Origin of the sequence: Bacillus sp. FCW2, assembly GCF_021228595.1 — a bacterium.
Lineage (GTDB): Bacteria > Bacillota > Bacilli > Bacillales > Bacillaceae > Bacillus > Bacillus velezensis.
In genome coordinates this window covers 221,625-248,162 of sequence record NZ_CP089436.1, presented here as the reverse complement: position 1 = coordinate 248,162, position 26,538 = coordinate 221,625, and the positions used below count along the sequence as shown (strand labels likewise).

The 26,538-nt window shown below is 46.8% G+C and carries 25 protein-coding genes and 1 other annotated feature; of the genes, 3 read left to right on the top strand and 22 right to left on the bottom strand.

What is annotated here, in order from left to right:
* Nucleotides 1–33: 33 nt before the first annotated feature.
* The gene (locus K3G25_RS01305) at nt 34–1,668 is read right to left on the bottom strand and encodes a peptide ABC transporter substrate-binding protein (RefSeq protein ID WP_014417416.1); all 1,635 of its coding nucleotides are present in this window, start codon (nt 1,666–1,668) and stop codon (nt 34–36) included.
* Nucleotides 1,669–2,144: 476 nt separating this feature from the next.
* Nucleotides 2,145–2,356: a binding site (T-box leader), on the top strand.
* Nucleotides 2,357–2,411: 55 nt separating this feature from the next.
* On the opposite strand from K3G25_RS01305, the gene trpS reads away from it, so the two are divergent.
* Nucleotides 2,412–3,404 carry a tryptophan--tRNA ligase gene (gene trpS / locus K3G25_RS01300; RefSeq protein WP_014417415.1) on the top strand — a complete coding sequence of 331 codons (993 nt, stop codon included), beginning with the start codon at nt 2,412–2,414 and terminating at the stop codon, nt 3,402–3,404.
* Nucleotides 3,405–3,436: 32 nt separating this feature from the next.
* Here the strand turns inward: trpS and K3G25_RS01295 are convergent, their stop codons facing one another.
* The 9 genes from K3G25_RS01295 to K3G25_RS01255 all read right to left on the bottom strand — a co-directional run bounded on the left by K3G25_RS01295 (nt 3,437) and on the right by K3G25_RS01255 (nt 13,209).
* Complete coding sequence (locus tag K3G25_RS01295; RefSeq protein ID WP_007409116.1) at nt 3,437–4,189, bottom strand: YjbA family protein; 753 nt, start codon at nt 4,187–4,189, stop codon at nt 3,437–3,439.
* Nucleotides 4,190–4,336: 147 nt separating this feature from the next.
* Entirely contained in the window at nt 4,337–5,248 is a 912-nt protein-coding gene (gene opp4C, locus K3G25_RS01290; RefSeq protein ID WP_072177127.1) for an oligopeptide ABC transporter permease, read from the bottom strand.
* Between the two features lie 14 nt (nt 5,249–5,262).
* Nucleotides 5,263–6,213: an oligopeptide ABC transporter permease AppB gene (gene appB / locus K3G25_RS01285; protein WP_007610596.1), complete on the bottom strand. Its 951-nt coding sequence runs from the start codon at nt 6,211–6,213 to the stop codon at nt 5,263–5,265.
* A gap of 75 nt (nt 6,214–6,288) precedes the next feature.
* On the bottom strand, nt 6,289–7,917 hold the full coding sequence (locus K3G25_RS01280) for a peptide-binding protein (RefSeq protein WP_095060848.1): 1,629 nt from the start codon (nt 7,915–7,917) through the stop codon (nt 6,289–6,291).
* 77 nt (nt 7,918–7,994) lie between these two features.
* A complete protein-coding gene (locus K3G25_RS01275; RefSeq protein WP_007610590.1) occupies nt 7,995–8,984 on the bottom strand; it encodes an ABC transporter ATP-binding protein in 990 nt (329 codons plus the stop codon).
* Entirely contained in the window at nt 8,981–9,967 is a 987-nt protein-coding gene (locus tag K3G25_RS01270) for an ABC transporter ATP-binding protein (RefSeq protein WP_025284553.1), read from the bottom strand. The genes K3G25_RS01275 and K3G25_RS01270 overlap by 4 nt, the downstream gene beginning before the upstream one ends.
* A gap of 173 nt (nt 9,968–10,140) precedes the next feature.
* The gene (locus tag K3G25_RS01265) at nt 10,141–10,926 is read right to left on the bottom strand and encodes a DUF2268 domain-containing putative Zn-dependent protease (RefSeq protein WP_017417447.1); all 786 of its coding nucleotides are present in this window, start codon (nt 10,924–10,926) and stop codon (nt 10,141–10,143) included.
* A gap of 83 nt (nt 10,927–11,009) precedes the next feature.
* Nucleotides 11,010–12,248 carry a beta-ketoacyl-ACP synthase II gene (gene fabF / locus K3G25_RS01260; RefSeq protein WP_025649581.1) on the bottom strand — a complete coding sequence of 413 codons (1,239 nt, stop codon included), beginning with the start codon at nt 12,246–12,248 and terminating at the stop codon, nt 11,010–11,012.
* A gap of 22 nt (nt 12,249–12,270) precedes the next feature.
* Nucleotides 12,271–13,209: a beta-ketoacyl-ACP synthase III gene (locus K3G25_RS01255; protein ID WP_007409122.1), complete on the bottom strand. Its 939-nt coding sequence runs from the start codon at nt 13,207–13,209 to the stop codon at nt 12,271–12,273.
* 166 nt (nt 13,210–13,375) lie between these two features.
* On the opposite strand from K3G25_RS01255, the gene K3G25_RS01250 reads away from it, so the two are divergent.
* A complete protein-coding gene (locus K3G25_RS01250; protein ID WP_007409123.1) occupies nt 13,376–13,594 on the top strand; it encodes a hypothetical protein in 219 nt (72 codons plus the stop codon).
* Between the two features lie 28 nt (nt 13,595–13,622).
* Here K3G25_RS01250 and K3G25_RS01245 read toward each other — a convergent pair whose 3' ends face one another.
* The 4 genes from K3G25_RS01245 to K3G25_RS01230 form a co-directional block, all read right to left on the bottom strand.
* Nucleotides 13,623–13,814 carry a ComZ family protein gene (locus tag K3G25_RS01245; protein WP_003155061.1) on the bottom strand — a complete coding sequence of 64 codons (192 nt, stop codon included), beginning with the start codon at nt 13,812–13,814 and terminating at the stop codon, nt 13,623–13,625.
* A gap of 12 nt (nt 13,815–13,826) precedes the next feature.
* On the bottom strand, nt 13,827–14,780 hold the full coding sequence (locus tag K3G25_RS01240; RefSeq protein WP_014417407.1) for a BMP family ABC transporter substrate-binding protein: 954 nt from the start codon (nt 14,778–14,780) through the stop codon (nt 13,827–13,829).
* A 90-nt stretch (nt 14,781–14,870) separates the two neighbouring features.
* A complete protein-coding gene (locus K3G25_RS01235; RefSeq protein WP_025649580.1) occupies nt 14,871–15,437 on the bottom strand; it encodes a Rossmann-fold NAD(P)-binding domain-containing protein in 567 nt (188 codons plus the stop codon).
* Nucleotides 15,438–15,519: 82 nt separating this feature from the next.
* Nucleotides 15,520–16,254, bottom strand: coding sequence for a lipase family protein (locus K3G25_RS01230; RefSeq protein WP_014417405.1), 735 nt, complete (start codon nt 16,252–16,254; stop codon nt 15,520–15,522).
* A gap of 260 nt (nt 16,255–16,514) precedes the next feature.
* Here K3G25_RS01230 and K3G25_RS01225 point away from each other — a divergent pair, with 260 nt between their 5' ends.
* Nucleotides 16,515–16,700, top strand: coding sequence for a YjzD family protein (locus K3G25_RS01225; protein WP_007409129.1), 186 nt, complete (start codon nt 16,515–16,517; stop codon nt 16,698–16,700).
* A 36-nt stretch (nt 16,701–16,736) separates the two neighbouring features.
* Here K3G25_RS01225 and K3G25_RS01220 read toward each other — a convergent pair whose 3' ends face one another.
* From K3G25_RS01220 to argC, 8 genes are all read right to left on the bottom strand, one after another.
* On the bottom strand, nt 16,737–16,916 hold the full coding sequence (locus tag K3G25_RS01220; RefSeq protein ID WP_003155070.1) for a YjzC family protein: 180 nt from the start codon (nt 16,914–16,916) through the stop codon (nt 16,737–16,739).
* A 75-nt stretch (nt 16,917–16,991) separates the two neighbouring features.
* Nucleotides 16,992–17,963 (bottom strand): ornithine carbamoyltransferase, encoded by a 972-nt coding sequence (argF, locus tag K3G25_RS01215; RefSeq protein ID WP_021494974.1) that lies wholly within the window; start codon nt 17,961–17,963, stop codon nt 16,992–16,994.
* A complete protein-coding gene (locus K3G25_RS01210) occupies nt 17,951–21,046 on the bottom strand; it encodes a carbamoyl-phosphate synthase (glutamine-hydrolyzing) large subunit (protein ID WP_232489536.1) in 3,096 nt (1,031 codons plus the stop codon). The genes argF and K3G25_RS01210 overlap by 13 nt, the downstream gene beginning before the upstream one ends.
* The gene (locus K3G25_RS01205; protein WP_232489535.1) at nt 21,039–22,097 is read right to left on the bottom strand and encodes a carbamoyl phosphate synthase small subunit; all 1,059 of its coding nucleotides are present in this window, start codon (nt 22,095–22,097) and stop codon (nt 21,039–21,041) included. Before K3G25_RS01205 ends, K3G25_RS01210 begins: the two co-directional genes overlap by 8 nt.
* A 69-nt stretch (nt 22,098–22,166) precedes the next feature.
* Nucleotides 22,167–23,324, bottom strand: a complete 1,158-nt coding sequence (locus K3G25_RS01200; RefSeq protein WP_232489534.1) for an acetylornithine transaminase — start codon at nt 23,322–23,324, stop codon at nt 22,167–22,169.
* Nucleotides 23,321–24,097 (bottom strand): acetylglutamate kinase, encoded by a 777-nt coding sequence (argB, locus tag K3G25_RS01195; RefSeq protein ID WP_232489533.1) that lies wholly within the window; start codon nt 24,095–24,097, stop codon nt 23,321–23,323. Before argB ends, K3G25_RS01200 begins: the two co-directional genes overlap by 4 nt.
* A gap of 14 nt (nt 24,098–24,111) precedes the next feature.
* Complete coding sequence (gene argJ / locus K3G25_RS01190; protein ID WP_167408976.1) at nt 24,112–25,329, bottom strand: bifunctional ornithine acetyltransferase/N-acetylglutamate synthase; 1,218 nt, start codon at nt 25,327–25,329, stop codon at nt 24,112–24,114.
* Nucleotides 25,330–25,351: 22 nt separating this feature from the next.
* On the bottom strand, nt 25,352–26,389 hold the full coding sequence (gene argC, locus K3G25_RS01185) for an N-acetyl-gamma-glutamyl-phosphate reductase (protein WP_014417398.1): 1,038 nt from the start codon (nt 26,387–26,389) through the stop codon (nt 25,352–25,354).
* Nucleotides 26,390–26,538: the final 149 nt, after the last annotated feature.

Here is a 26,538-nt window from a genome sequence, read left to right as displayed (position 1 = left end):
ATACCTTGGGTCTTTTGTTTTCAGAACCGTCTTTTATTCAAAAGAAGCGTTTCTGAAGTAAACTTCGCCTGTTCCGGTCAAGATTACATTTTTGAGGTTTTTATCCTGCACCCAAGGATCCGTATAGAAATAAACTGGCGCGACCGGCATTGCGTCAATAAAGATCTTTTCTGCTTTTTTCAGCTCTTCGATACGTTTATCCGGATCCGTTTCAAGCTGAGATTGGTTCAGCAGCTTTTTAAACTCAGGATCTTCCCATCCGGTATCATTGTTTCCGCCTTCTTTATCACGGAACAATTCAAGGAAGTTGATCGGATCGTTGAAATCGCCGAGCCAGCCCATACGCCCGATTTGGTAGTTCTGGCTGTGCAGCTTGTCGATGTAAACATTCCATTCGGAGTTATCAAGCTCAACTTTGACGCCTAAGTTCTTTTTCCACATTTCCTGTACGGCCTGCGCGATTTTCGCATGCGCGTCATCCGTATTGTAGGACAGTTTGATCGCCGGAAGGTCAGAGGCATTCTTGACGCCTAATTCCTTCAGTCCTTTATTTAAGAATTCTTTAGCTGATTTGACGTCATTGTCTTTGAAATAACCTTTTGTGTTATCCTTGAATCCCTTCATTGACGGCGGCACCGCAGCCATGGCCGGGATTTGTTCGCCCTGCGTTACATTTTTCACGATGGACGAGCGGTCGATCGCATAAGCAAGGGCTTTACGGATGTTGACATTGTTCAGCGGTTTCGCTTCTGTGTTGAATTTGTACCAATACACGCCTGCGATCGGTTCAACGTGAAGAGATCCGTCTTTTTTCAATGTCGGCAATGATTCAGTCGGAAGCTGGCCGAGCGGCATCCCTGCCCAGTCAAGCTCACCGGCCTGGAATTTTTTCAGTTCGGTGTTGTTATTGTTAATCATCACCATGTTGATTTTCTTCAATTTCACAGCGTCTTTATCCCAATATTGATCGTTCTTTTCGAGCGTGATGGAACCGCTGTGTTTCCAGGCCGTCATTTTGAACGGGCCGTTTGACACATAATTTTCGCCCGCGTTTGTGTTCCAGTTTTTATGTTTTTCAGCAATTTTCTTGTTGACCGGCATATACGTATAGAATGAAGTTAATTGCGTGAAATAAGGTGTCGGGTTATTCAGTTCAACCTTTAATGTTTTGTCATTTACGGCTTTTACGCCTACATCATCAATCTTGCCTTTTCCTGTATTGGCAGCTTCAGCGCCTTTGATGTAGTAGAGCTGATAAGCGTATTGTGATTCGTTGTTCGGGTCAAGCGCCCATTTCCACGCATATTCAAAATCCTGCGCCGTCACAGGGTCGCCGTTAGACCATTTCGCACCGTCACGAATCGTAAATGTATAGGTCTTTCCGTCTTTGCTTGTTTCAATTTTAGATGCCATTCCTTCTTCAGGCTCACCTTTGGAGTTTACGCGTGTCAATCCTTCAAAAGTCTGTCGGATTACGCCTCCTGACACGGAATCATTCGCTAAACCCGGATGCAGTGAGAACGGCTCGGTTTTAATATTGATATTAAGTGAAGTCTGTCCTTTGGTGTCTTTTTTACCGCCGCCTGATCCGCCGCTGAATCCGCCGCACGCACTTAATACAAGCGAGAAGATAAGCATCAAACCTACAATAGACCAACGCTTTTTCATGCACTAACCCCCTAATCAAATTTTTCAGCCTTTACTACTAAATACTCAGAAATATCAGACAAAATAACTTAATATTTTTCTAAACTTTAATTGTGTTCCGTCTTTTCTGATTATTTTATGTAAAGAAGCTGTAACAATAGAGTGAACAAGTTCATTATAATGAAATGAATAATTTATTACAATACTATTTTCTCAATTTAAAATATTTAAATTTGGTCAGTTTTTCTGTCAAAAAGGTGATACACTTCTATAGTTTAAAGCATGACCTAACTAAATTTTTTTATTGCAATTTCCAGTTCATATTGCTTTTTACATATAATATTCGTTATACGAAATGTTGATATACGTTATCATTTAAGCATTTTCAGTTCTTTTTGAGGATTTCCAGCCCTTTAGCAAACTGGAAATAATCTTGTATTCCTCTGATGACATTTGGCTATAATTGATTTATAATAGATCAATCAAATACATTTGTTGTGATTGCGATGATGAAGAGTAGTACACATTTTCATCCGTTTGAAGAGAGTCTGCGGTGCTGGGAGCAGATAACGGGCGATGTGGAATGGACTTCTGAGCAGCTGACCGAACGTTAGTAGGCCCAGCCGGAGCAGCCTCCGTTACCAACGTCTCGAGCGATTCCATTGTAATGGAATAATCAGGGTGGCACCACGGTTCATTCGTCCCTTTTTTCTACGGGAAGAATGGGCTTTTTTTATTATGTTTTAAGAAATGAGGTAAGAAATATGAAGAAAACGATTTTTTCAGGCATTCAGCCGAGCGGTTCCGTTACCCTCGGCAACTATATCGGCGCAATGAAGCAATTTGTCGATTTGCAGCATGACTACAACGGCTACTTCTGCATTGTCGATCAGCATGCGATTACGGTTCCGCAGGATCGGCTTGAACTGCGGAAGAACATTCGCAATCTCGCGGCCCTTTACGTGGCCGTCGGACTTGATCCTGAGAAAGCGACCCTCTTTATCCAGTCGGAGGTTCCCGCTCATGCCCAGGCGGGGTGGATGCTCCAATGCGTCGCATATATCGGCGAGCTTGAGCGGATGACGCAATTCAAAGATAAGTCAAAGGGCAAAGAAGCCGTCGTGTCAGGACTGTTAACCTATCCGCCGCTGATGGCCGGCGATATTTTACTGTACGGAACGGATCTTGTTCCGGTCGGAGAAGACCAAAAACAGCACCTTGAACTGACCCGCAACCTGGCGGAACGCTTCAATAAAAAATATAATGACATCTTCACGATTCCTGAGGTGAAAATTCCTGAATCAGGCGCGCGCATCATGTCACTGGCTGATCCGCTCAAAAAAATGAGCAAATCAGATCCGAACCAAAAGGCATACATCACGCTGCTTGATGAGCCGAAGCAGCTCGAAAAGAAAATCAAGAGCGCCGTGACTGATTCTGAAGGCATTGTAAAGTATGATAAAGAAAACAAACCGGGCGTTTCTAATCTTTTGACGATCTATTCTATTTTAGGAAACACATCAATTGAAGATTTAGAGGCTAAATATGAAGGCAAAGGGTACGGTGAATTCAAAAGCGATTTAGCCGAAGTCGTTATCGGCGCATTGACACCGATCCAAGAACGCTACCGTGAATTAATTGAGAGCGACGAGCTTGACCGCATTCTCGACGAAGGAGCGGCGCGCGCAAACAAAACGGCCGGCAAAATGGTGAAAAAAATGGAAAATGCCATGGGTCTCGGACGGAAAAGAAGATAAAGAAAAGAGGCGGGAGAATCCCCGCCTCTTTTTTAGTTCACTTTTGATTCCTGCTCCATTTCCCAAAGCTTTTCGAAAAACGGCTGCCCTTTAATCAAATTTTCACAGAACGCAAGATGTTTATCTGACCAGCCTTCAATTGTTTCATTGTAAAGCATGTCCCAGATCTCTTCAAAGCTCATCCGTTTGATCTGCTCATACATATGCGGATTCCATTCCGTGTACCAATACACAATTTCCGCACGGTTTTTCAGCCCTTTCAGCTGGTCGAGCGCCATAAACATCAGCTGCTTGATCTGCCGCTCTTTTCTCGTCAGCCCTCTGACATGCTCCGGCGCCAATGACAAAATGTGATATTCCTTTGAAGACTCCAATTGCGCCGGCTCAAATTGAAACGATTCCGGTTCTACATCCTTTACCATTTCATAAACAAGCTGCTCCTGTCTCGGAATCAGGCGGCTCTTTCTGACCGGAATGGTATACCCGATCGTATCCACGGCAATGATGCCGATCCCGTCTGTCACGACAAAACAGTACTCCAGCTTTGTCCGCTCATGATTTTTTCGCACGTATGACTTTTGGTGGACTTGGTCAAGCAGTTCTTTCGGAAGCTCTGATAAGTCGTTTTCTATGTAATGAAATAATACCGACGGCACTCTGAGCAGCGGTGTCTGATCCAAAAGCTCAACCGTGTCTTCCTTCCGCCATTCGTGAAAATGGCATACATTGTAGCCGTTTTCTTCCCCTTCAAACCAATTGACCCATACATCATGAAGAAATAACATATTCGACCCCTCACTTTATAAAAACTGTTGTCCACAGTATAGGCAAGGGATAGATAAATTATTCCATTTCAATATGAGATTTCCGCAATACGGAGCTGGATTTCCGACTGCATTGCAACAAAAAAATCTCCCGTTCCGTCCGGGAGATCATTTCACATTTTTCGGATCAAGCGCATCACGCAGCCCGTCTCCGACAAAGTTGAAGCACAATACGGTAAGAAGAATGAACAGTCCCGGAAATAACGGGTACCACCAAGCCTGAATCATAATCGTAAAGTTCTGTGCATCCTGAAGCATATTGCCCCAGCTTGCGATCGGCGGCTGAATCCCGAAACCGAGATAACTTAGCGCCGATTCGGCCAGAATAACCGATCCAACTTTTAAAGTGGCTGACACAATAATCGGTCCCAGCGCATTGGGCAGGATATGTGAAAAAATAATTTTATGTGTTTTTGTTCCGATTGTTTTAGCGGCTAACACATATTCTCTTGATCGCAAGGATAAAAATTCCCCCCTGACCAAACGCGCGGTTGTCGTCCAGCCTGTCAGGCAGAAAATTAAAATTAATTTGTCCACGCCTGGCTTAAAGATTGTAACAAGCGTAATCAATAAGAAAATATCAGGAATGGAAAGAACAATATCCACTAACCGCATAATAACAGCATCTGCGAAACCTTTAAAATAGCCCGCTACCGCTCCTAAAATCGTCCCGATAAAAATAGAGCCGACAACAGAGGCAAATCCGACTAGTAAAGAGATTCGCGCGCCGTACAGAATCCGGCTGAAGATGTCACGCCCGAATTTATCCGTCCCCATCAAATGTTCAAGACCCGGCGCTTTAAATTTATCAAGCAGGCTTTGCTGCTCTTGAGAATAAGGAGCAATCACCGGCGCAAAAATCGCTGACATAATAATCACGAACAGAATAACAGCACCTGCAACCGCCAGTTTATTTTTCGAAAACTTTTCCCAAAAGATTTTTGTCATGGTTTCCGGTTTTTCAGCAATATTTTCTTTCAGCCCGATCTCCGGTGACGGAGATGTGTTCAGCTCAGCCATCGATGTCCCCCCTTTTAATATTCAATTCTCGGATCAACCACTGCGTATAAAATATCAGCGACAAGGTTGCCAATGACCACAAGAACAGCTGAAATGACGGTCATCGCCATAATGACGGGATAATCACGCTGAAACGCTGAATCAACAAACAGCTTTCCTAACCCCGGCCATGTGAAAATTTGTTCGACAACGACAGATCCTCCGATAAACGAAGGAATCATCAAACCGAAAATTGTAATGACGGGTAATAATGCATTTCTCAATCCATGTTTAAATAATACACGGTTCTCCTTGAACCCTTTCGCTCTCGCTGTACGGATATAATCCTGATTTAATACATCAAGCATATTGGATCTCGTATATCTCGTCAGTCCGGCCATGTCAGCTGTAGCTAATACGAATGCAGGCAGAATTAAATGATGAATCCGGTCAAATATATTGAAATCGGCATTCAGCGTCTCGACACCGCCGGTCGGAAACCAGCCGAGATTTACTGATAAAATCATAATCAAAATTAATCCAAACCAAAAGTTTGGAATGGCCAGACCTATAAATGAGGTAAACGTAATGCCATAGTCGAGCTTTGAATAAGGCCGCTTTGCCGACAGGACACCGAACGGAATAGAAATCATAAGAGCCAAAATCGTTGAAACGAGCATCAGCAGCAGCGTATTGGGCATTCGGGCCATAATCAATTCTGAAACAGGCGTTCCTTTTCTGACAATTGACGTTCCGAAATCGCCCTGTACCATGTTGCCGAGCCACTTTAAATATTGAACGTACTGAGGATCATTCAAACCGTATTTTTCAATAAACTGCTCTCTGTCAGCCTGGCTGATTTTCGGGTCCATCATTAATGTCATCGGATCGCCGGGCGCGGCTTTCATAATAACAAATGATAAAATTGTAATTCCCAATAAAATCGGGATAGACATTAAGGTTCTTCTGATAATATATGCAGCCATATACTTGTCCCCCTTTACTTTCCTTATTAAAAACAGAAGAGGGAGAAAACGCTCTCCCTCCCCTTTAAGGGAAAATTATTTTGCAAGCCACCATTTTTGGATATTATATAAATCACGTTTCGGATGGTATTTGTATCCTTCAAGATTTTGCGGCATTGCCATATGGTTGTTAGGGTAATACAAGAACGTATACGGCTGATCTTCCGCAATTTTTTGATAAATCTGCTCATATTCTTTGGAATATTGCTTTCTGTCACTGATTGATTTTGCATCTTTCATGAGCTTATCCGCTTCGGCATTTTTATACCAAACGTAGTTTAAGCCCTTTTTAATCTGGCTTGAGTGGAAGATGTCATATTGATCCGGGAATGTGGATAAACTCCATCCCATGACCATTGCATCAAAATCCCAATTCGGAGGGTTCATTTGTTCAACGAGCGCGCTCCATTCAACGATTTGGGTCTTCACTTCAATGCCGATTTTTTTCAGCTGTTCCTGAACGACGACAGCGATGTCTTCACGGACTTTGTTTCCTTGGTTCGTTTTAAGCGTAAACGAGAATTTCTTTCCGTCTTTATCTAAAATGCCGTCACCGTTCGTATCTTTCCAGCCGGCTTCTGCAAGCATCTGTTTCGCTTTTTTCTCGTTGTACGCAAATTTCGGAACATCTATATCTTTAGGATAGTTCCAAGATAAAGGGCTTTCCGGAATGTAAGCTACCTTTCCGTCTCCATCCAATACTTGGCTGACGATTGACTCCCGGTCAAGAGCGGTTGTCAGCGCCTGACGGACCTTTTTATCCTTGAATAATTCATTTTTTTCATTCCACCCGATGTACACATACTGTAAGGCCAAATCAGTAACGACTTTCAGATTATTAAATTTTTCAGCCGTTTTGTAGTCAGTGGCGGGCACATTAAAGAAATTAATATCGCCTGCCTGCAGCTGGGCAACGGCAGCATTTGCGTCGGGAATGACTTTATACGTTACAGTATCTAAATACGGTCTTCCTTCAAAATAATCATTATTCGCTTCGAGTTTAATATATTGGCCCTGCTTCCATTCTTTAAACTTAAATGGTCCTGAACCGATCGGTTTCTTTCTGTTAAACTCATTTTCTTCTAAATCAGCAATCGGAACATTACCGAGAATATGCTTCGGCAGAATGGCTGTGCTGTCTAACGCATTATTGTAAAAATTACCGTCTTTATATTTCAGCTTGAACAATACTTCGTAATCGCCTTTTTTCTCTACGGATTTCAGCATTTCATATGTTGAGCCGCGTTCTCCCTTGTAATCTTTGCTTAAAGGGACACTGTACGTAAATACGACGTCATCTGCAGTCAGTTCTTTTCCGTCATGAAACTTAACGCCTTTTTTGATTTTCACATCATATGCAAGGCCGCCGTCTAATTCTTTAATGCTTTCAGCGAGTGATAATTTCACATTCAGTTTTTCATCCGTTTTCGTTAAAAAGCTGTACAGCATATTTTCAATATCCGTACTTGCGTCATCCGTAGAATACAGAGAGTTAAAAAGTGTGGGTTCCCCGATTGACCCGACAACCAAATCTCCGCCTTTTTGCGGTTTTCCTGCCGGTTTGGATTCGGTGCTTGTGGATTTTGAGCCGGAGCAGGCTGACAGGAAGATGGCGAGCGCCATAAAAACACTTAGCATCATCAGTGCGCTTTTACGTAATTTCATATCAATTCCCCCTTTGTGATATATATGCAGCAAACTGGTTATGTAATCCGGCATACCCCCTCTCGATGCTTGTCATTTCAGGCATATAAATGGCAGGCGACGTAATGGCCGGGAGCGGCTTCTTCAAATGCCGGGATTTGTTCCTTGCAGATCGGTTTGGCCATCGGGCACCGCGTGTGGAACACGCAGCCTTTCGGCGGGTTTGCCGGGCTTGGCAGTTCTCCTTTCAGGATGATTCGTTCCCGCTTGACGGCGTCTTTTTTTCTCGTGACGGGCACTGAAGACAAAAGCGCCTGCGTATAAGGGTGAAGCGGATTGCCGTACAGCTCGTGTTTATCGGTCAGCTCCATCATTTTTCCCAGATACATGACGCCGACTCTGTCGCTGATATGGCGGACAACACTCAAATCATGAGAAATAAACAAATAGGTCAGGTTGAATTCTTCCTGCAGTTCTTCCATCAGATTGATGACTTGGGCCTGAATGGAGACATCGAGTGCGGAAACGGGTTCATCCGCAATAATCAGCTCGGGATTCAATGTCAGAGCCCGCGCAATCCCGATCCGCTGGCGCTGCCCCCCGGAAAATTCGTGCGGATAGCGGTTTGCAAAGCTCGGATGAAGGCCGACTTTCGCCAGCAGCTCCTCCACTCGCTCGTTCCGCTCGCTCATGCTGTACATATGGTGAGTCTGGAACGGCTCTTTAATAATGGAACGCAGCGTTTTCCTCGGGTTAAGGGATGCGAAGGGATCTTGGAAGACCATCTGGATGTTTTTGCGGACGCTTTTTCTCAGCTTTTCTTCAGATAAGCCGGAAATATCCTGCCCCTTAAAAAGAATCCGGCCGTCTGTCGGCTTGTATAAACGGATCATCGTCCTTCCCGCCGTTGATTTGCCGCATCCTGATTCACCGACGATGCCGAGCGTCTCCCCGCGCTTCAGTGAAAAAGAAACGCCGTCAACAGCCTTTATATCACCGACTTTCCTTTGAAAAAAGCCGGAGCGGATCGGGAAATATTTTTTTACGTCTTTCAGCTCTAAAATCGTTTCTTGGCCTGCAGCTGTCATTTTGATTGGGCACCCTCTTCCTCATATAAAAAACATCTTACAGAACGGCCGCTTTCATGCGTTATCAGCTCCGGCTGCCCTGTTTTGCATTTGTCCATCGCTTTTGAACACCTCGGGGCGAATCGGCAGCCTTCCGGAAGATTATCCGGTGTCGGGACACTGCCTTTGATCGCTTTTAATGTATCAATCTCTCCATCTATCACCGGTATGGAGTTTAACAGCCCTTCGGTATACGGATGAAGAGGGTTTAAAAATAAGTCCTCCACACTCGCGCTCTCTACGACTTGTCCGCAGTACATCACGATCACCCTGTCGGCGGCTTCGGAAACCACACCTAAATCGTGAGTGATCAGCAGAATGGAAGTATCGAATTTTTTGCAGAGGTCTTTCATCAGCTCCAATACTTGGGCTTGTATCGTCACATCAAGCGCCGTCGTCGGCTCATCAGCGATCAGAAGCTTCGGATTGCAGCTGAGCGCGATGGCGATCATCACCCTCTGTCTCATCCCTCCGGAAAGGCGGTGCGGATATTCTTTCATCACTTGTTCCGCTCTGGAGAATCCGACGAGTTCCAGAAGCTCAACGGCTTTTTTGGACGCTTCTCTTTTATTCATTTTTTTATGGTATTCAAGCACTTCGGTAATTTGTTCGCCGATGGTCAGCACCGGATTCAGGGAAGTCATGGGCTCCTGAAAGATCATAGAGACGTCATTTCCGCGGATTTTGCAATATTCGTTTTCGGTGAAGGAGGCCAGGTCCCTGCCTTCAAGCTTAATCGAGCCGTCCATAATTTTTCCGCCCGAGCCTTGGACAAGTCCCATAATAGAAAGCGAGGTGATGCTTTTGCCCGAGCCGGATTCTCCTACAAGAGCGACGGTTTCGCCTTTGTTAATGTGAAAATCAACCCCGTCGACTGCGGGGATCGGCTGTTTCTTTCTGAAAAAATAGGTCTTTAAATTATTCACTTCTAATAGTGTGCTCATGATACGCCCCTTTCTCATTCCGCTGAAGCAGAGGGAAACATACGTTTCGCTATCACAAAATATAGAATAGTCGAAAAATTTTATAGTTGTATATTATTACATCATTATTACAAAAGCAAGAATTTTTTAGGATAAATGTAATATCCTTAAATAATTTCCATTCTTTTAATCTATTAAAGCGTTGCCTCCAGAAAGGTTTTTGAAGGAATGGCCAATGCTTCTTTTACTGTTTGTTGGTGGTCGGTTAAATATTTTTTTACTATATTGAATCCGACGGCATAGCCGAGCATTGAGGGGAAGTATCCTTTTCCGTATAACAGCTGGGAAAACATTCTGCTGTCTCTCGTTAAGCGGAGGTTCGGCTTGACTCTTTTTTCAAACAGAAAATCAAGCTGCTCAGGCGTATAGTAGGACGTCCATTCCGCCGTAAGACTTGAGCCGAACCGCTCATATACAGCATATTCTGCCAGCCCCTCCATCATGATTGTATCAAGAAATGTCTCATCTTTTTCGTCCTTTGTCACATGTTCTAACCGGCAGACGTGATTATATTCATGTGTCATAAGGGCGGATACAGCTGAATTGGAACTATCCGACGATAGAAAGAGGAACATTTTGTCCCGAAAGGCCAGACCGGATTTTGATCCGAATTCCTGACGGATTTTCCGGTTTCGTTCATCGACGGGCAAAACTACGATCGGCACGTCCGGCCCGTTCCACTTCTCCTTTAAATAGGCTTCCTCCTTTTGAATATGGCTGTAGCATCCTTTTTCTTTCAGCCGTTTACTGGTCCTAACGCCGTCCTTCAGATGGCGGAACATGCCGTGGTTTTGCAGCATCCCGAGTATCGGCTTCCACTCTTTCTTATCGGCCCCTGAAAAAAGCGGCAAAAGATGCGGGGCCAGATCATTTACGGATGCCGCCTTTTCCATCCATTGATATGTCTGCTTGACGCTCATACCGGTTCGCCTCCTCTTGTTGTTATCATATGCACGCACAAAAAAACCGGCCACCTTTTTCAGGCAGCCGGTCAAAAACTGTATTATTGATATTTTTTAAAGATCAAAGTGGCATTATGTCCGCCGAAGCCGAGCGAGTTGCTGAGAACGACGTTGACATCCTGCTCGCGCGCTTTGTCCGGTACATAATCTAAATCACACTCTTCATCAGGTGTTTCGATGTTAATCGTCGGCGGGATAATGCCGTCTTTAATGGCCATGACGGAGAAGATTGCTTCAATTCCTCCGGCAGCGCCTAACAAATGACCCGTCATTGATTTTGTCGAACTGACGGCAAGCTTGTACGCATGATCACCGAAAACGGTCTTAATGGCTTTTGTCTCGTATTTATCATTGTAGTATGTGCTTGTGCCGTGAGCGTTGATGTAATCAATTTCTTCAGGCTTGATGCCCGCATCTTTGATTGCTTCCTGCATCGCTCTCGCACCGCCTTCCCCATCTTGGGCAGGCGCGGTAATGTGGTAGGCATCACCCGTTGAGCCGTAGCCGACAATTTCCCCGTAGATTTTCGCACCGCGGGCAAGCGCATGCTCAAGCTCTTCAAGCACGACGATCCCCGCGCCTTCTCCCATGACAAAGCCGTCACGGTTTTTATCAAACGGGCGGCTTGCCGTTTTCGGATCAGGATTTGTAGAAAGGGCTTTGTTTGCACTGAAGCCCGCAAATGACATTCTTGTCAGCGGCGCTTCCGTTCCGCCCGTAATCATCGCATCGGCATCGCCGCGCTGAATGACTTTAAACGCGTCACCGATAGAGTTCGTTCCCGTCGCACATGCCGTCACCGTACAAGAGTTGACTCCTTTTGCTCCGAGAGCGATTGAGATTTGGCCTGTCGCCATATCCGGAATCATCATCGGAACAAAGAACGGGCTGACCCTTCTCGGCCCTTTAGTCAGGAAGATTTCGAATTGGGATTCAAGCGTTTCAAGACCGCCGATTCCGGACCCGACCCAAACGCCGACTCTCGGCGCGATCTCGTCTGTGATGTTCAGACCGGCATCTTGAACGGCCATTTTCGCGGCTACGACAGCGTATTGCGTGAAGCGGTCCATTTTTCGCGCTTCTTTTTTATCCATGTAATTTTCAATATTGAAATCTTTCAGTTCAGCAGCTACTTTCGCCGGATACTCGTCCGATTCCACACGTGTGATCGGTCCGATTCCGGATACGCCGCCGATTGCATTTTTCCAGCTTGTTTCGGCGTCGTTGCCAAGCGGAGACAGGGCTCCAAGCCCTGTAACGACTACTCTTTTTTTACTCATCTTGTGTGCACCTCACTTTTTTTTATCGTCCCCAGCGTATTGCTATGGCGCCCCATGTCAATCCTCCGCCGAAACCGACCATGACGATGACGTCGCCGTCTTTAATTTTGCCTGCTTCCAGTTCCTCTACTAATGAAATCGGAATGGATGCTGCGGATGTGTTTCCATATTTATGGACTGTTTTAGACATCTTTTCAACCGGAAGCTCCAAACGTTCCCGTGCCGCTTCCATGATGCGGATGTTTGCCTGATGCGGAATCAAAAAGTCTACGTCCTCTTTGGAGAGGCCGGCTTTTTCAATGACATTTACACTCGATTCACCCATTTGCCGGACGGCGAATTTGAATACTTCTCTTCCATGCATGATTGTATGCCCTTTTTCATCTAAGTACAAGTGCTGACCGCCTGTACCGTCTGCTCCGAGCTCAAATGACAGTATGCCTCTGTCGTCGCTGACCGGTCCGATGACCGCCGCTCCGGCTCCGTCTCCGAACAGCACAGCCGTATTGCGGTCGTCCCAGTCGGTAATGCTTGAGAGCTTTTCCACGCCGACCACGAGGACATGTTTGTATGTTTGCGATTCAATGAATTGTTTGGCGGTTACGATACCGTACATAAAACCCGCACATGCGGCGCTGATATCCATCGCGCACGCTTTTTTGGCCCCGAGCTTCTCTTGTATCATACAGGAAACGGTAGGGAAGGACTGGTCAGGAGTAACCGTCGCCACGAGGATCATATCAAGCTCCTCAGCAGAAATACCGGCCTGATCAAGCGCTTTTTGCGCAGCCTCAGCGGCCATGCCGGATGAATACATATCTTCCGCGGCGATTCTTCTTTCTTCTATACCTGTTCTCGTACGAATCCACTCGTCCGATGTATCTACCATTTGTTCAAGATCATGATTTGTCAGCACTTTTTCCGGGATGTAACGGCCGACGCCAAGAATTCCAGCTTTCATTGGAAAGACTCCTTTTTTATAATGAATTTAAAACTAATTAGTTATGATCAATTATTAGTATCAGGTACTAATTCTACCCTATTTTTTTTCTGTTGGCAATATATTCGTCTAAACTATCGGACGCTTCTCCTCATAGAATAAAAGGAAGACGAAAGGAGGCTTCACTATGGATATTTTCTCCAAAATGATGTTCGGCGATTCCAGAGATCGGGATAAAGAACCGGAAGAAAACCCGGAGCAGCCTCAGGCTGAAAACGAAGAAGAGATCGATTACAACCACGTGATGAATCAGCTGGGGTCCATCATGAACTCTCTGGATCAATTAAAGCCCGTATTTAAAGACTTCGCGCCGATGGTGTCCGCTATAAAGAAAAAAATCATGTGAAAAGCCACTTCATGAAAAGTGGCTCTCTTTATTTATTCAGCTCCCCGGCATCAGATCTGCCAAGCTCATACGCTTCCGCCATGACCGATGTAAACAGGTCCATAAACGGCTGAATCATTTCCATAGACAGATCTATGCCGGATTTCTCAAGCTCCGCCTTTGCTTCCGGCAGGTATTTCATCGCGATCTGCATAAATTCAAGAGACTTTTCATGCTGCATGTGTATCCACCTCTATTCATTTGACGGCAGTTCATTTGTTCGGTTATACGTTTTGACAAGGTCTGAGATTTTGTCTTGAAATGCTTTGTCCACCAGAGGGCTGAACGTCCCCATTTCAACGACTCCTTCCCTGAAATCAAAGTTGTGATCTCCGCTCTTGAGCGTACCTTTATTATATTGCTCGGCAATTAATGTATAGGCTTTATCTACGTTTTGCACCGTGCTTGTCAGCACCGTGTTTTTGCCGAGATTCGATTGCTCGGCGACATAGCCGATGGCGTAAAGCCCGTCTTTTTTGATTTGCTGAATGACAGGAACATTATACCCGTCTCCGGCCGGATATACAACATCCGTGCCTTCCGCTTTTAACTTCTCGTAAAGATGCAGCGCTTCATTGCCGTTATCCCAGTGGTCCGTAAATTCAGTATTGACGGTGATATCGGGCTTTTCATATTTCGCCCCTTTGATAAAGCCGTCTACTTCAGGCTGCCACAAAAAAGAGGCGATGACGCCGACCTCATTGTTTTTTGACATATGGGCGGCCGTCATTCCCCCGAAAAAGCCCATTGCTTCTCCCATAAGATGAACGCTTGTGACATTATCGCTTTTCGCCGTTCCGTTTGCGACGACGAATTCCATGTCGGGATAATCCTTGCTGATCATATTGAAAATTTCCTCGTATTCATTTCCGTGCCCGTATAAAAGATTGACTCCTTTTTTATGAAAATCATCTATCGCTTTTAAAATATCTTCATCGGATCTGATATTTTCTTTATAATAAACGTCAACGTTAAATTCAGATTGTATCGCTAATAAACCTTTGTAACCTTTTGTCCCCCATACCAAGTCACTGATGGTATCGGGAAAAAGCATTCCGACCTTCTCAATTTTTCCTTTAAACGGAGTTTGTGCGCATCCGCTCAATAAAAGGAGGACAGAAAAGGTCATGACAAGCCTGGTGATCAAGCCATGTTCAACCCCTTTTCAAACTCATAACATGTATAAATTGATATACGTTTATTGTAGCGGTAATGCACATAACATGGAAGGTATTTCTTAAAAAATGTCGAATATTGATGAAAATTGTCTTTTCCACTCTTTAATTTTTTCTTCCGCTTCCGTTTTTTGTGTTTTTTCTTTTATTTCCAGGGTAATAATCTGATTTTCGTCTTCTGTACCGTCAGCCTCAAGCTGATTCATCAGCCCGCAGACTGCGTCTTCTAAAAAGACCCTGCTTTCGCCATCTTCTTTTGCTTCCGTCCACGGACCGTAGAGGGGAGGAAGGATAATCGCTTTTGCCGTATCCCGCTGACCGTTTTTTTCCCAGTCTCCGTGATCCTCACTGTAAACAATCCAATATAAAGGCTCAGCCCTTTCTTCAGGCAGACACCCGCTCCCGTATTGAACGCAGATACGATCGTATTCCTTTTCACCGATTTCATCTATTATTTGAAAAAGCCCGTTTCTCGCGAGCCACATTAAACGTTCTTCTAAATACAGCTGCCTCGTTTTGTCCTCCGGTTCTGCCAAAATGACATCAACATGCACACCCTCATCCATCAACCGTTCGCACAATGAAAGGCCGAGAAATTCATCTGCTCCAATGATCAGCGCTGTCTTCATCACATCTGCCGCCTTTCCGGTTTTTCATTCACACACAAGCCAAACAGCCCTCTGAAAAGAGATGGCTGTTGTATTCTATTCATTACAGGTCTTTTTCATGACTGCGGAAAAACCGGCAGATGGCTCTGTACATGCGCGCAGGGTTCTCAAGCAGGTGATACGTGATATCAGTCTTGCTTCCGGTTTTTTCCCGGGCTTCTTTATACGCGTTCGCATGCAGGGTGTACGGGTACGGCGCTCCGGTCGTTCTTTGCCATATATGTACCGGCGCGCGGGTGCGGCAGCCGGTAATGGTCTGATAGCTCAGTGAGCTTGCCTCTTTTTCAGAAACACCGAAGCTTTGTGCCGTTTCCCTCAGAAACTGCTTATAAAAAAACTTATTTTCTTTCTCTGATTCAAAATGTGCTTGAAGATCAAGACAAGGATCTAACATTGCGGCTGAACGGATATGCTCCGGTGAAGACTGCAGCAATTGATCGGCGATGAGGGCGCCCATGCCTTCTGCGAGCAAGTGTATTTTCGGATTGAGGGTTTCTTGTTTCAGCACATAATGAATCAGCTGTCTGGCGTAAAGGACGGCTTTTTCCGAACCCCAATGCCGTCCGTATAAATTGCTGTTGAAAATGGTGTACCCTCTGTCAAGCATCGTATTTAACAGCTGGTTTCTCCCTTCATGTTCGAGCCAAAAGCTTGAGTCCCGGCTGACAAAGTGGGTTCTGTCCCCCAGAATAAAGATACAGAAGCCGTTCGGCCGATACGGCAGATGGATGACGTTCAGCTCAGATCCGAATTGGAAGAATCTTTCCGTTATCCCCATGCCTGCCCGCCTCCTTTTACTCCTAATCTCTCTATTGGCTATCATATGTAAGAAGAATGAAAACGGATCGGATAAACTCCTATTTGCTGCTATGTTTTGGCTATTATCCCGAACACGGGAACCGAATTTTCCTTCAGACGGCCTGACAGGCGGGCAAATGTCAGGTTCAGGCGCGCTTTTTGATGAGAAAATGACCTTCCGCCCGCGCTTTATGTATGGTATGATACAACGTAGAATAAAATGAAGGACGAGGTGGAAACGTGCGGTTTATTATCGGTTTTATTTGGACGTTCCTTTTAACACATATGGCCTGTTATTTGGTCGCCTCCATGAACAGCGCGGCGTACAATTTCAAGCAATCATCCGTTATTGCCGTAGTTATTGCAGTGCTTGTCTTTGTTCTTGCGGAGATCATGCCTGTCAAACAGGATGCAAGCCAGCATTAAATAAAAAAACCTGCTATTCAGCAGGTTTTTTTGTGTTCACGGTTTTCGTTGATACGTCCACAATCTGTTGTGGTTTGAAGTTTCAGGGAACATTTCTCCCACTGTGAGCTTGATTTTTTGCGGATTTTTGACCATGCTTCCCGTTTCGCCGATTTCAACGTACACACCGTTATTCGGCGCTTTTTGTCCCGGGCGGAATTGATGCTGCTGTCCCACGTCATTTCCTCCTTTTTCTTTTTTATGTAGTATGCGCTTGTATGCGGAGAAATATCAAAAACCGCTGAATGAGATTCAGCGGTTTTTTTGTTCATCCTGTTTGTAAAGAAGAGCTTTCAGGAGCGCTTTTTGCGCGTGAAGCCGGTTTTCCGCCTGCTGGAATACCGCAGAGTTCGGGCCGTCGATAATCTCGGACGTGACCTCTTCCTCCCGATGCGCGGGCAGGCAATGCAAAAATGTATAGTCAGGTTTGGCGAGACTGACGAGTGAGGCGTTGACTTGATACGGAGCAAACACGTTCAGCCGCTGCTGCGTCTCTTCCTCCTGCCCCATGCTCGTGAAGACGTCGGAGTAAATCACGTCTGCATCCTGCACCGCTTCCTGCGGATTTTCGGTAAGGGTGATTTTCGCTCCGGAAACAGCCGCCGCTTCTCTCGCGGCATTCACCGCCTCTTCCTCTACTTCATAGCCTTTCGGCGAAGCAATCGCAATGTCACAGCCCATTTTTGCGCAGCCGATCATAAGTGAATGCGCCACATTATTTCCGTCACCGATATAGGCGGCTTTTACTCCTTTTAATTTTCCTTTTATTTCTTGTATCGTTAACAGATCCGCGAGTGCCTGACACGGGTGATACCGGTCGGTCAGCCCGTTTATGACGGGAATGTCTGCATGCTCGGCAAGCTCTTCGACTTTTTCATGTTCAAAGGTGCGGATCATAATGGCATCAACGAAGCCGGACAGCACCTTCGCCGTATCCGCGACCGTCTCCCCCCGCCCAAGCTGCAGGTCGCTGCTTGAAAGAAATAGTCCCGTTCCCCCGAGCTGGGCCATTCCCGCTTCAAAAGACACACGCGTGCGGGTTGAAGATTTTTCAAAAATCATCGCCAATGTTTTCCCTTGGAAAATCGGCTGTATCGGATGTTGTTTTAATAATGAAGCTTCTGTCAGAAGCGCATTGATGTCTGACGGGCTGACATCTTTTAAGGAAAGAAAATCTTTTCCGTACAAATGGGTTAATGTGTGTTCCGCTTTTATTGTGTGCATGATGCCACTTCCTTTTGATAAAGATCTTTGAGCGATACAGGCTGAGGTTTGCCAGAGCCGCTTTCTAAAAATGCCTTTACGGTTTCCGGTTCAGTAAAGACCGTCACACCGTGCGTCATGGCTTCGATCCGTTGTTTACGCGCTTCTTCAGAGTGATTGAAATTGATATGGACCGCTTTATCCTTTCGCTCTGCCCATGCCGGGAACGCATCTTTGCATACCGTAAATCCCGCCTCTTGAGCCTGACGTTCCAATTCCGCATCACAGCCTTCCAGATAGATGCTGCCTTTTTTCTCCCAGACGTGCGCGTAGATTTTTTTCAGGGCGCTTTCTGCGTCAAACGCGACACACATGCCTTCTCCGGTCGACTTCATTTCCGGCCCGGGCTTTACGTCCACATCCTGAATGGCGTGAGAAGAAAAAACCGGGAATTTCACTGCCGTTCCGTGCTGATTTTGAACCTCGGGCTTGATGTCTTTAAGGGAAGCGCCGGCCAGCAATCTGGCGGCAAGCGGGATCATCGGCACCCCCATCACCTTAGACACGACAGGAACCGTGCGGCTTGCCCGCGGATTCACTTCAAGAACGAGAATATCTCCTTTGTCATCAATGACAAACTGAATGTTCATGATGCCTTTAAAAGCCAGTTTTACCGCGATTTTTTCGGCGGCCTCTTTTATATTACGCTGCATATCAGGTGTGACAGACGGACCCGGAAGAATCGCAAAACTGTCGCCCGAATGGACGCCGGCGCGTTCAATGTGCTCTGTATAAGTCGGCACGAATACTTCATGTCCGTCGGAAATCAGATCGATCTCCAATTCTTTTCCTGTAATGTACTGATCGATCAAAATCGGATACGGCATGCCCGCTTCATTTTCCAGCAGTTCTGACATTTGCGCTTCTGAATCAACGATGATCATGCCCATCCCACCGATGACATAAGACGGACGGATCAGCACGGGGTAGCCGATTCGGCTTGCTTTTTCCGTTGCTTCTTCTTTTGAATAAGCGGTTTCGCCTTTGGCATGTTTCAGGTCAAGATCATCAAGCAGCTGATAAAACAGATCCCGATCCTCCAGCGCATCAAGGGTTTCAAAGGATGTTCCGAGCAGCGGAATGCCCGCTTTTTCCAGCGGTTCAGCGGCATTGATCGCGGTCTGTCCCCCAAATTGGACGATGGCAAAATCAATGTTTTCATGTTCCGCCACGTTCAAAATATGTTCTGTCGTCAGCGGTTCAAAATAAAGCCGGTCGGCGATTTCATAATCCGTGCTTACTGTTTCCGGATTGTTATTGATCATAATCGTTTCATACCCCAGCTTTTGCAGGGTCAGAACGCCGTGGACGGCGCTGTAATCAAATTCCACTCCCTGACCGATGCGGATCGGGCCGGAGCCGATGATGAGGGCGCGTTTTTTCTCTTTTCGGCTGATATCTCCGTCGCTTTCCCCGAGGTAGGTGGAGTAGAAATAATTCGTCTTGGCATCAAATTCAGCGGCGCATGTATCTACGATTTTAAACGACGGGACGATGCCTGTTTTCTTTCTGAGAGCACGGATGTCTTCTTCCGTTTTTCCCGTGAGAGATGCGATCATGACATCCGTGAAGCCCTTTACCTTCGCCTGCTTTAAAAGCGGGACAGACAGATGATCCCCTTCTTCCATCAGCTTGTTTTCCAATGTGATGATATTTCGGAATACATGGAGAAAAAACGGGTCAATTTTCGTTTTGGCATGGATGTCTTCTATCGTTTCACCGCGGCTTAACAGTTCCTTGACGACGAAAAATCTCCGGTCATCCGGCGTTACCGCTAATTCCCACAGCTGATTGATCGTACAGCCGCCGAGTTCAGGCAGGCGGGTGCCGATCGTTTTCAGCTCAAGGGAGGCCGCCGCTTTTTGAATGGCCGCTTCCATATTTCTTTCGATCGCCATGACCTCTCCCGTCGCTTTCATCTTCGTTCCGAGCGTGCGGTCGGCATGTTTAAATTTATCAAACGGCCAGCGCGGGAATTTGACGATGACATAATCAAGCGCCGGTTCAAAGCTTGCATAAGTAGAGCCCGTCAGCGGATTTTTCAGTTCGTCGAGCGTATAGCCGACGGCAAGTTTCGCCGCCATTTTGGCAATCGGGTAGCCGGTCGCTTTTGACGCGAGGGCCGATGAACGGCTGACACGCGGGTTCACTTCAATGACATAGTACTGTTTGCTGAACGGATCCAGCGCAAATTGAATGTTGCAGCCGCCGACCACATCCAGCGCCGAAATAATCGCCAGGCTTGCTGAACGCAGCATCTGATATTCTTCATCCGTTAACGTCTGGGACGGTGCGACGACGATGGAGTCTCCTGTATGCACGCCGACGGGATCGATGTTTTCCATATTGCAGACGGTGATGCATGTATGATTGCTGTCGCGCATGACCTCATATTCGATTTCTTTAAAACCGGCGATGCTTTTTTCGACGAGGCATTGGCTGATCGGGCTTGCTAACAGCGCCTGTTTAATAAGCGTCTGAAACGCTTCTTTCGTTTTCGCGATTCCGCCTCCCTTTCCGCCTAACGTGTACGCCGGTCTCAGAATGACCGGAAATCCGATAGACTCAGCGAAACGGAGGGCGTCTTCTTCGTTGTCGACGATTTCGCTTTCCGGAACGGGCTGATCGAGCTCTTTCATCAGGGCGCGGAACTGCTCCCGGTCTTCGCCTTTTTGAATGGTTTCCACCGATGTTCCCAAGAGCTTGACGTGATGCTTCTTCAGCACGCCTGCTTCTTCAAGCTTAACGGCTAAATTCAATGCCGTCTGGCCGCCCAAATTGGCAAGCAGACCGTCCGGTTTTTCTTTTTCAATAATGGCCTCGATGCTGTCGGTTGTGAGCGGTTCAAAATATATTTCATCGGCAAACGCCTCATCCGTCATAATCGTTGCCGGGTTGTTGTTGACTAGAATAACGCGGTATCCTTCTTCTTTCAGAGCCATGCAGCCCTGCGTTCCTGAATAATCAAATTCTGCCGCCTGGCCGATGATGATGGGGCCGGAGCCGATGACTAATATGCTGGAAATGGTTGTATCTTTAGGCATGAGCGATTTCTCTCCTTGCTGGTATCACTTTCTCTAGAAATTCATCAAAAATCCACTCGCTCTCAGCCGGTCCGGGGTGAGCTTCAGGGTGGAACTGGACGCTTAATACGGGAAGGCGCTTGTGAATGAGCCCTTCCACTGATGTATCATTGACATGATGAAATCTGATGGACAGCTTGTTTTCGTCAATTGATGCTTCATCAACGACATAGCTGTGGTTCTGGCTTGTCATAAACACCCGTTTCGTTTTCCGGTCAATGACGGGATGGTTGGCACCCCTGTGGCCGAACGGCAGCTTATACGTATTTCCTCCGAAAGCCAGGGCAATCAGCTGATGCCCGAGGCAAATGCCGAGTGCGGGGAAATCACTGAGTAATGATGTAATCCGGTTCATGTACGGCGCAATCGCTTTCGGGTCGCCCGGGCCGTTTGAAAGCACGATTCCGTCAGGCTGAATGTCATAAACGGCGTTCATCTGCTGATACGGAATGACCGTTACTTTACAGCCGCGCTTTACAAGTGACGAGGCGATTGATTTTTTATAACCGAAATCAATCAGCGCGATATGCCGGTCTCCGTTCCCCATTGACGTGATGTCTTCAGACTGCGCCAGCTCCGCCGGGTTTTCTGTTCCGGATGCTGTGGGAATTTCTCCTGTTGTTGACACGGCAGCGTTCATCGTGCCGCCGGAGCGGATGGTTTTGACGACGGCCCGTGTGTCCACTTCGGTTAAGAGCGGGATGTTCCATTTATTTAAATACTCTCGCAAACTTGAAACTGCTTCATGGTGAGAAAAATGTTCACACGCTTCATAGACGGCAACAGCCTTGACTTGAGGAATCTTACTTTCAAGGTCTTTTTCATTAATTCCGTAGTTTCCGATCAGCGGATACGTAAAGACGACGATCTGACCCTTATATGACGGGTCTGTAAGCACTTCCTGATAGCCCGTCATGCCGGTGAAAAAAACAGCTTCGCCAACACAGCGGGCTTCTTTTTCAAGTTCACCGCCGAATGATGTTCCGTCTTCCAATACTAAATAGCCTTTCATCTAAAGCCCACCTCTTGATGAATAATTAATTAAAAATATGAATTTTTATACTCTTATATCGAAAAAAAATTACCGTTTCACTGCCGAATGCGCTTCGATCGCTGCTTTCAGCATACTGACGGCCGACAGCATTTCTTCTTCAGAAACTGTAAGCGGCGGCAGCAGCCTGATGACATTCAGTCCGGCCGGAAGCACGAGAAGCCCGCGTTCCTGCAGATCTCCGATGATGCCGGACACGTGACCTGCGCATTCAATGCCGATTAATAACCCTTTTCCGCGGATTTCTTTTACAAAAGGCCCTGTCAGTTCACGGTTCAGCTGCGCTTTTAAAAATGATCCTTTGTCTGCCGCCGCCTGGAGAAAGTCCGGCTGAAACACAATGTCCAAGGTTGCTTTCACAGCTGCCATGGCAAGCTTATTGCCGCCGAAAGTCGTACCATGCGTACCCGGCGTAAAGGCGTCTCCAAGCTTCTTTTTGCCGATCACGGCTCCGACGGGAAAACCGTTTCCAAGCCCTTTCGCAGCAGTGATGATGTCCGGAGAGATGCCGAAATGCTCATAGCCGAATGCCTTGCCCGTCCGGCCGATTCCGGTTTGAATCTCGTCTGCGATAAGCAGCGCCTGTTTGTCTTTGCAAAATGTCTGTAAGGCTTCGATGAATTCCGGATCGGCGGGATTGACTCCCCCTTCTCCCTGCACCGTCTCAAGCATGACGGCGGCGATATCATCCTCTTTTGAAAGCGTGCTGAATGCCGACGGATCATTAAACGGAAGATAGTGAAAGCCTTGAAGCATCGGTCCGAAACCGATCTTGATTTTGTCTTGTCCGGTGGCGGCCATCCCCGCATAGGTCCGTCCGTGAAAGGATTGATGAAATGTTACGATTTTTGTCTTTCCCGTTGCTTTACGGGCAAGCTTAATGGCGCCTTCATTCGCTTCGGCCCCGCTGTTGCAGAAGAAAACGAGATCCCCCGCGCTATGTTCGGCAAGCTTTGCCGCGGCTTTTTCCTGAAGATCATTTTCAAACAGATTGGAAACGTGCCATACGCTGTCAAGCTGTTCTTTCACCGCTTCTGTCACCGCATCATGACAATGGCCGAGATTGGAAACGGCGATGCCCTGAATAAAATCAAGATACGTTTTTCCGTTTTCATCCTCTGCGATTGTCCCTTTCGCTTTTTTGATATCGATGGGCCAGCGGCTGTAGGTTTGAAATAGACTGCTCATGACACGCTCTCCTTTTCTTTGACGATTTTTGTTCCTTGGAAGGCTTGATCGGTGAAAAACGCTCCTTTTCCGTTTACGATCATCACTTCCTCGACATCTTCACTCAGTGCCGATAATGCCGAGTTTACCTTCGGAATCATCCCTCCTGAAATCACGCCGCCATCAATGAGGGCCTGAATCTCTTGCGGCGTCAAAGTATCCAGCCTGTTCTCTCCGTCCATAATTCCTTCGACATCCGTGACAAATAAAAGTTTGTCGGCGTGTAAGGCTGAAGCGACGGCCGATGCCGCGGCGTCTGCGTTGACGTTCAGCGTTTCGAAATCACTTGTCATGGAAAGCGGAGCGATAACGGGAATGATGCCTGCTTTCATTAATGCGTGTATGATTGACGGATCGGTTTTTTGTATTTCGCCGACTTCTCCGTATTTGTCTTGATTAAGATAGGATGCTTGAAGGAGACCGCCGTCCTTTCCTGATATTCCCGCGGCTTTCAGCCCGTTTTTCGCGAGTTCGGTTACGAAAAATTTATTGATCGTCCCTGACAAGACCATTTCCGCTGTTTCCAGCACCGGTTTGGTCGTTTTCCGCTGTCCATCGACAAATTCCGTTTCAATCTGCAATGTTTTCAGCATTCTTGAAATGTCCGGGCCGCCTCCATGCACGACGGCAATGTTCCAGCCCGATTGCATAAGCTCTTTTACATTTTGAAAAAAATCGGCGGATAACTCGCGGATTACGCTTCCGCCGCACTTAAAAACGATGGTTTTCTTCATGCCGCTCCCCTTTGTTATGTGCGATAGCTCGCATTGATTTTGATATAATCATAGGTTAAGTCACATCCCCATGCCCGGCCGCTGCCGGAGCCTTCCTGCAGGCGGACTGCAATCGTAATTTCATCACCTGATAAGTACTCCTTGGCATCAGTTTCCGAAAACGGCTGAGGTTCGTTGTGTTTAAACAGACACTGGCCGCCGAGGAAAACTTCCACTTGTTCGGCCGTTACGCTTGCCGCACTGTGCCCGATTGCGCCGATGATGCGCCCCCAATTGGCGTCTGTGCCGTAAACGGCGGTCTTCACAAGGCTTGAGCCGACGATTTTTTTGGCGATAATATTCGCCTCAAGGTTATTTTTCGCGCCTTCGACTCTGGCTTCAATTAATTTCGTCGCTCCTTCACCGTCTCTGGCAATATCTTTGGCAAGGTCTTCGCATACAAGCTTTAATCCCTTTTTAAAAGCCGGCCAGTCAGGGTGCTGCTCCGTCAGGCAATCATTCCCCGCGCAGCCGTTCGCCATCACAAGCACCATGTCATTCGTCGATGTTTCTCCGTCAACGGTGATTTGGTTAAATGAAACATCCGTAATCTCTCTGAGCACGTTTTTGAGCGCCTGTTCTTCCACGGCCGCGTCCGTTGTGACAAAGCCGAGCATTGTCGCCATGTTGGGGTGGATCATGCCGGAGCCTTTCGCCGCTCCGCCGATCGTGATGATGTCTCCGCCGATCACCAGTTCATAACACGTCTGTTTCGTCACTGTATCCGTCGTCAAAATGGCTTCTTCAAATGCTCCGGACACGGACGGCGCTTGACCGAGCTGTTCAATGCCCGCTTGAATTTTTTTCATATCTAAAAGCTCGCCGATCACCCCGGTTGACGAAACCGCAACAAGCTCCGGCTCAATGCCGAGCTGGCTCGCGAATCCGTCCCGCATTTCATAGGCGTCCTTTAATCCTTGGTCTCCCGTACAGGCGTTGGCAATCGCGCTGTTGACGATAACCGCCTGAAGCACACCCTCTTTTTTCAAGCTGGCTTGTGTCACTTTCAGCGGCGCTGCCTGAAAATGGCTCTGCGTATATACCGCTGCACTGACTGCAGGCGCTTCACTGATAATCGCTCCGAGATCTTTTTTTGAATAGCGCAGACCGCAGTGCACGCCCTTTGCCTCAAACCCTTTCGGCGAGGATACGCCGCCTTTTATTTTCGTGATTTCCTCACTCAGCTGAATCATATTTTTGAATCCCTCTTTCGTTCTATGGATAGACTGGCGTCATCGTAAGTCCCGTTTCTTCCTGCCAGCCATTCATGATATTTAAATTTTGAACCGCCTGCCCTGCGGCGCCTTTCATCAGATTATCTATGACAGAAACGATGGTGGCACGGTTTGTTCTTTCATCCACGGTGACACTGATATCACAAAAATTGCTGCCGTATACCTCTTTCGTCGCCGGAAATTCACCTTCCGGCCTGATTCTGACAAAATATGAATCTTTGTAGAATTCGGAATACAATTCTCTTACCTGTGCAGCAGACATACCCGGGGGAGCCTCCGTATACATCGTCGCCATAATGCCCCTTGTCATCGGCGCCAAATGAGCGGAAAACGTGATCGGGCCTGTGCCGGGCTGCCAAGCCGCTAATTGCTGTTCAATTTCCGGAGTATGCTGATGCTCATTAACCTTATAAATTTTGAAATTATCATTCAGCTCAGAATAATGAGTGCCCATGGATGCTTTTCGGCCGGCGCCGGATACGCCTGTTTTCGCATCAACAATCAGAAATGAATCTTGTAAAAGCTTATTCTTCGCCAGCGGGGCGAGCCCGAGCAGCACAGCCGTCGGAAAACATCCCGGATTGGCAATCAGCTTTGCAGTCTGAATCTCTTCTTTTTGCAGTTCAGCTAAACCGTAAACCGCGCTTTGAATCGTTCCTTTCGGAGCGGCCTTCCGCTTATACCACTTTTCATACACGGCCGGGTTTTGAATCCGCAGATCGCCGGATAGATCAATGACCGGGATGCCCGCCTCCGCCAGCTTGGGCGACCACTCTCCGGAGACGCCGGGCGGCGCGGCTATGAACATGACATCAATTTCGTTTCGGATCGTTTCTATATGAAGCGGCTGAAGTGATTGTGACGCTATATTCCTCAAATGCGGATATGAAGCGGCATATTCTTTTCCTTCGTCACTCGATGAATATAATATACAATCCTCTGCATAAGGGTGATGGTTAAGAATCCTGACAAGCTCAGCGCCTCCATAACCAGTAGCGCCTATAATACCTATTTTCAACGGGTTCACCTTCTTGGTTTTTGTGAAATTATTTAACATTATAACATGAATAAAAATTAATTCAATTGTATATTTAATATTTTTTCATTCATTTTCCATCTGTTTTCGCTGACAAAAAAACCCCCTCTCGTTCGAGGGAGTTCCATAAG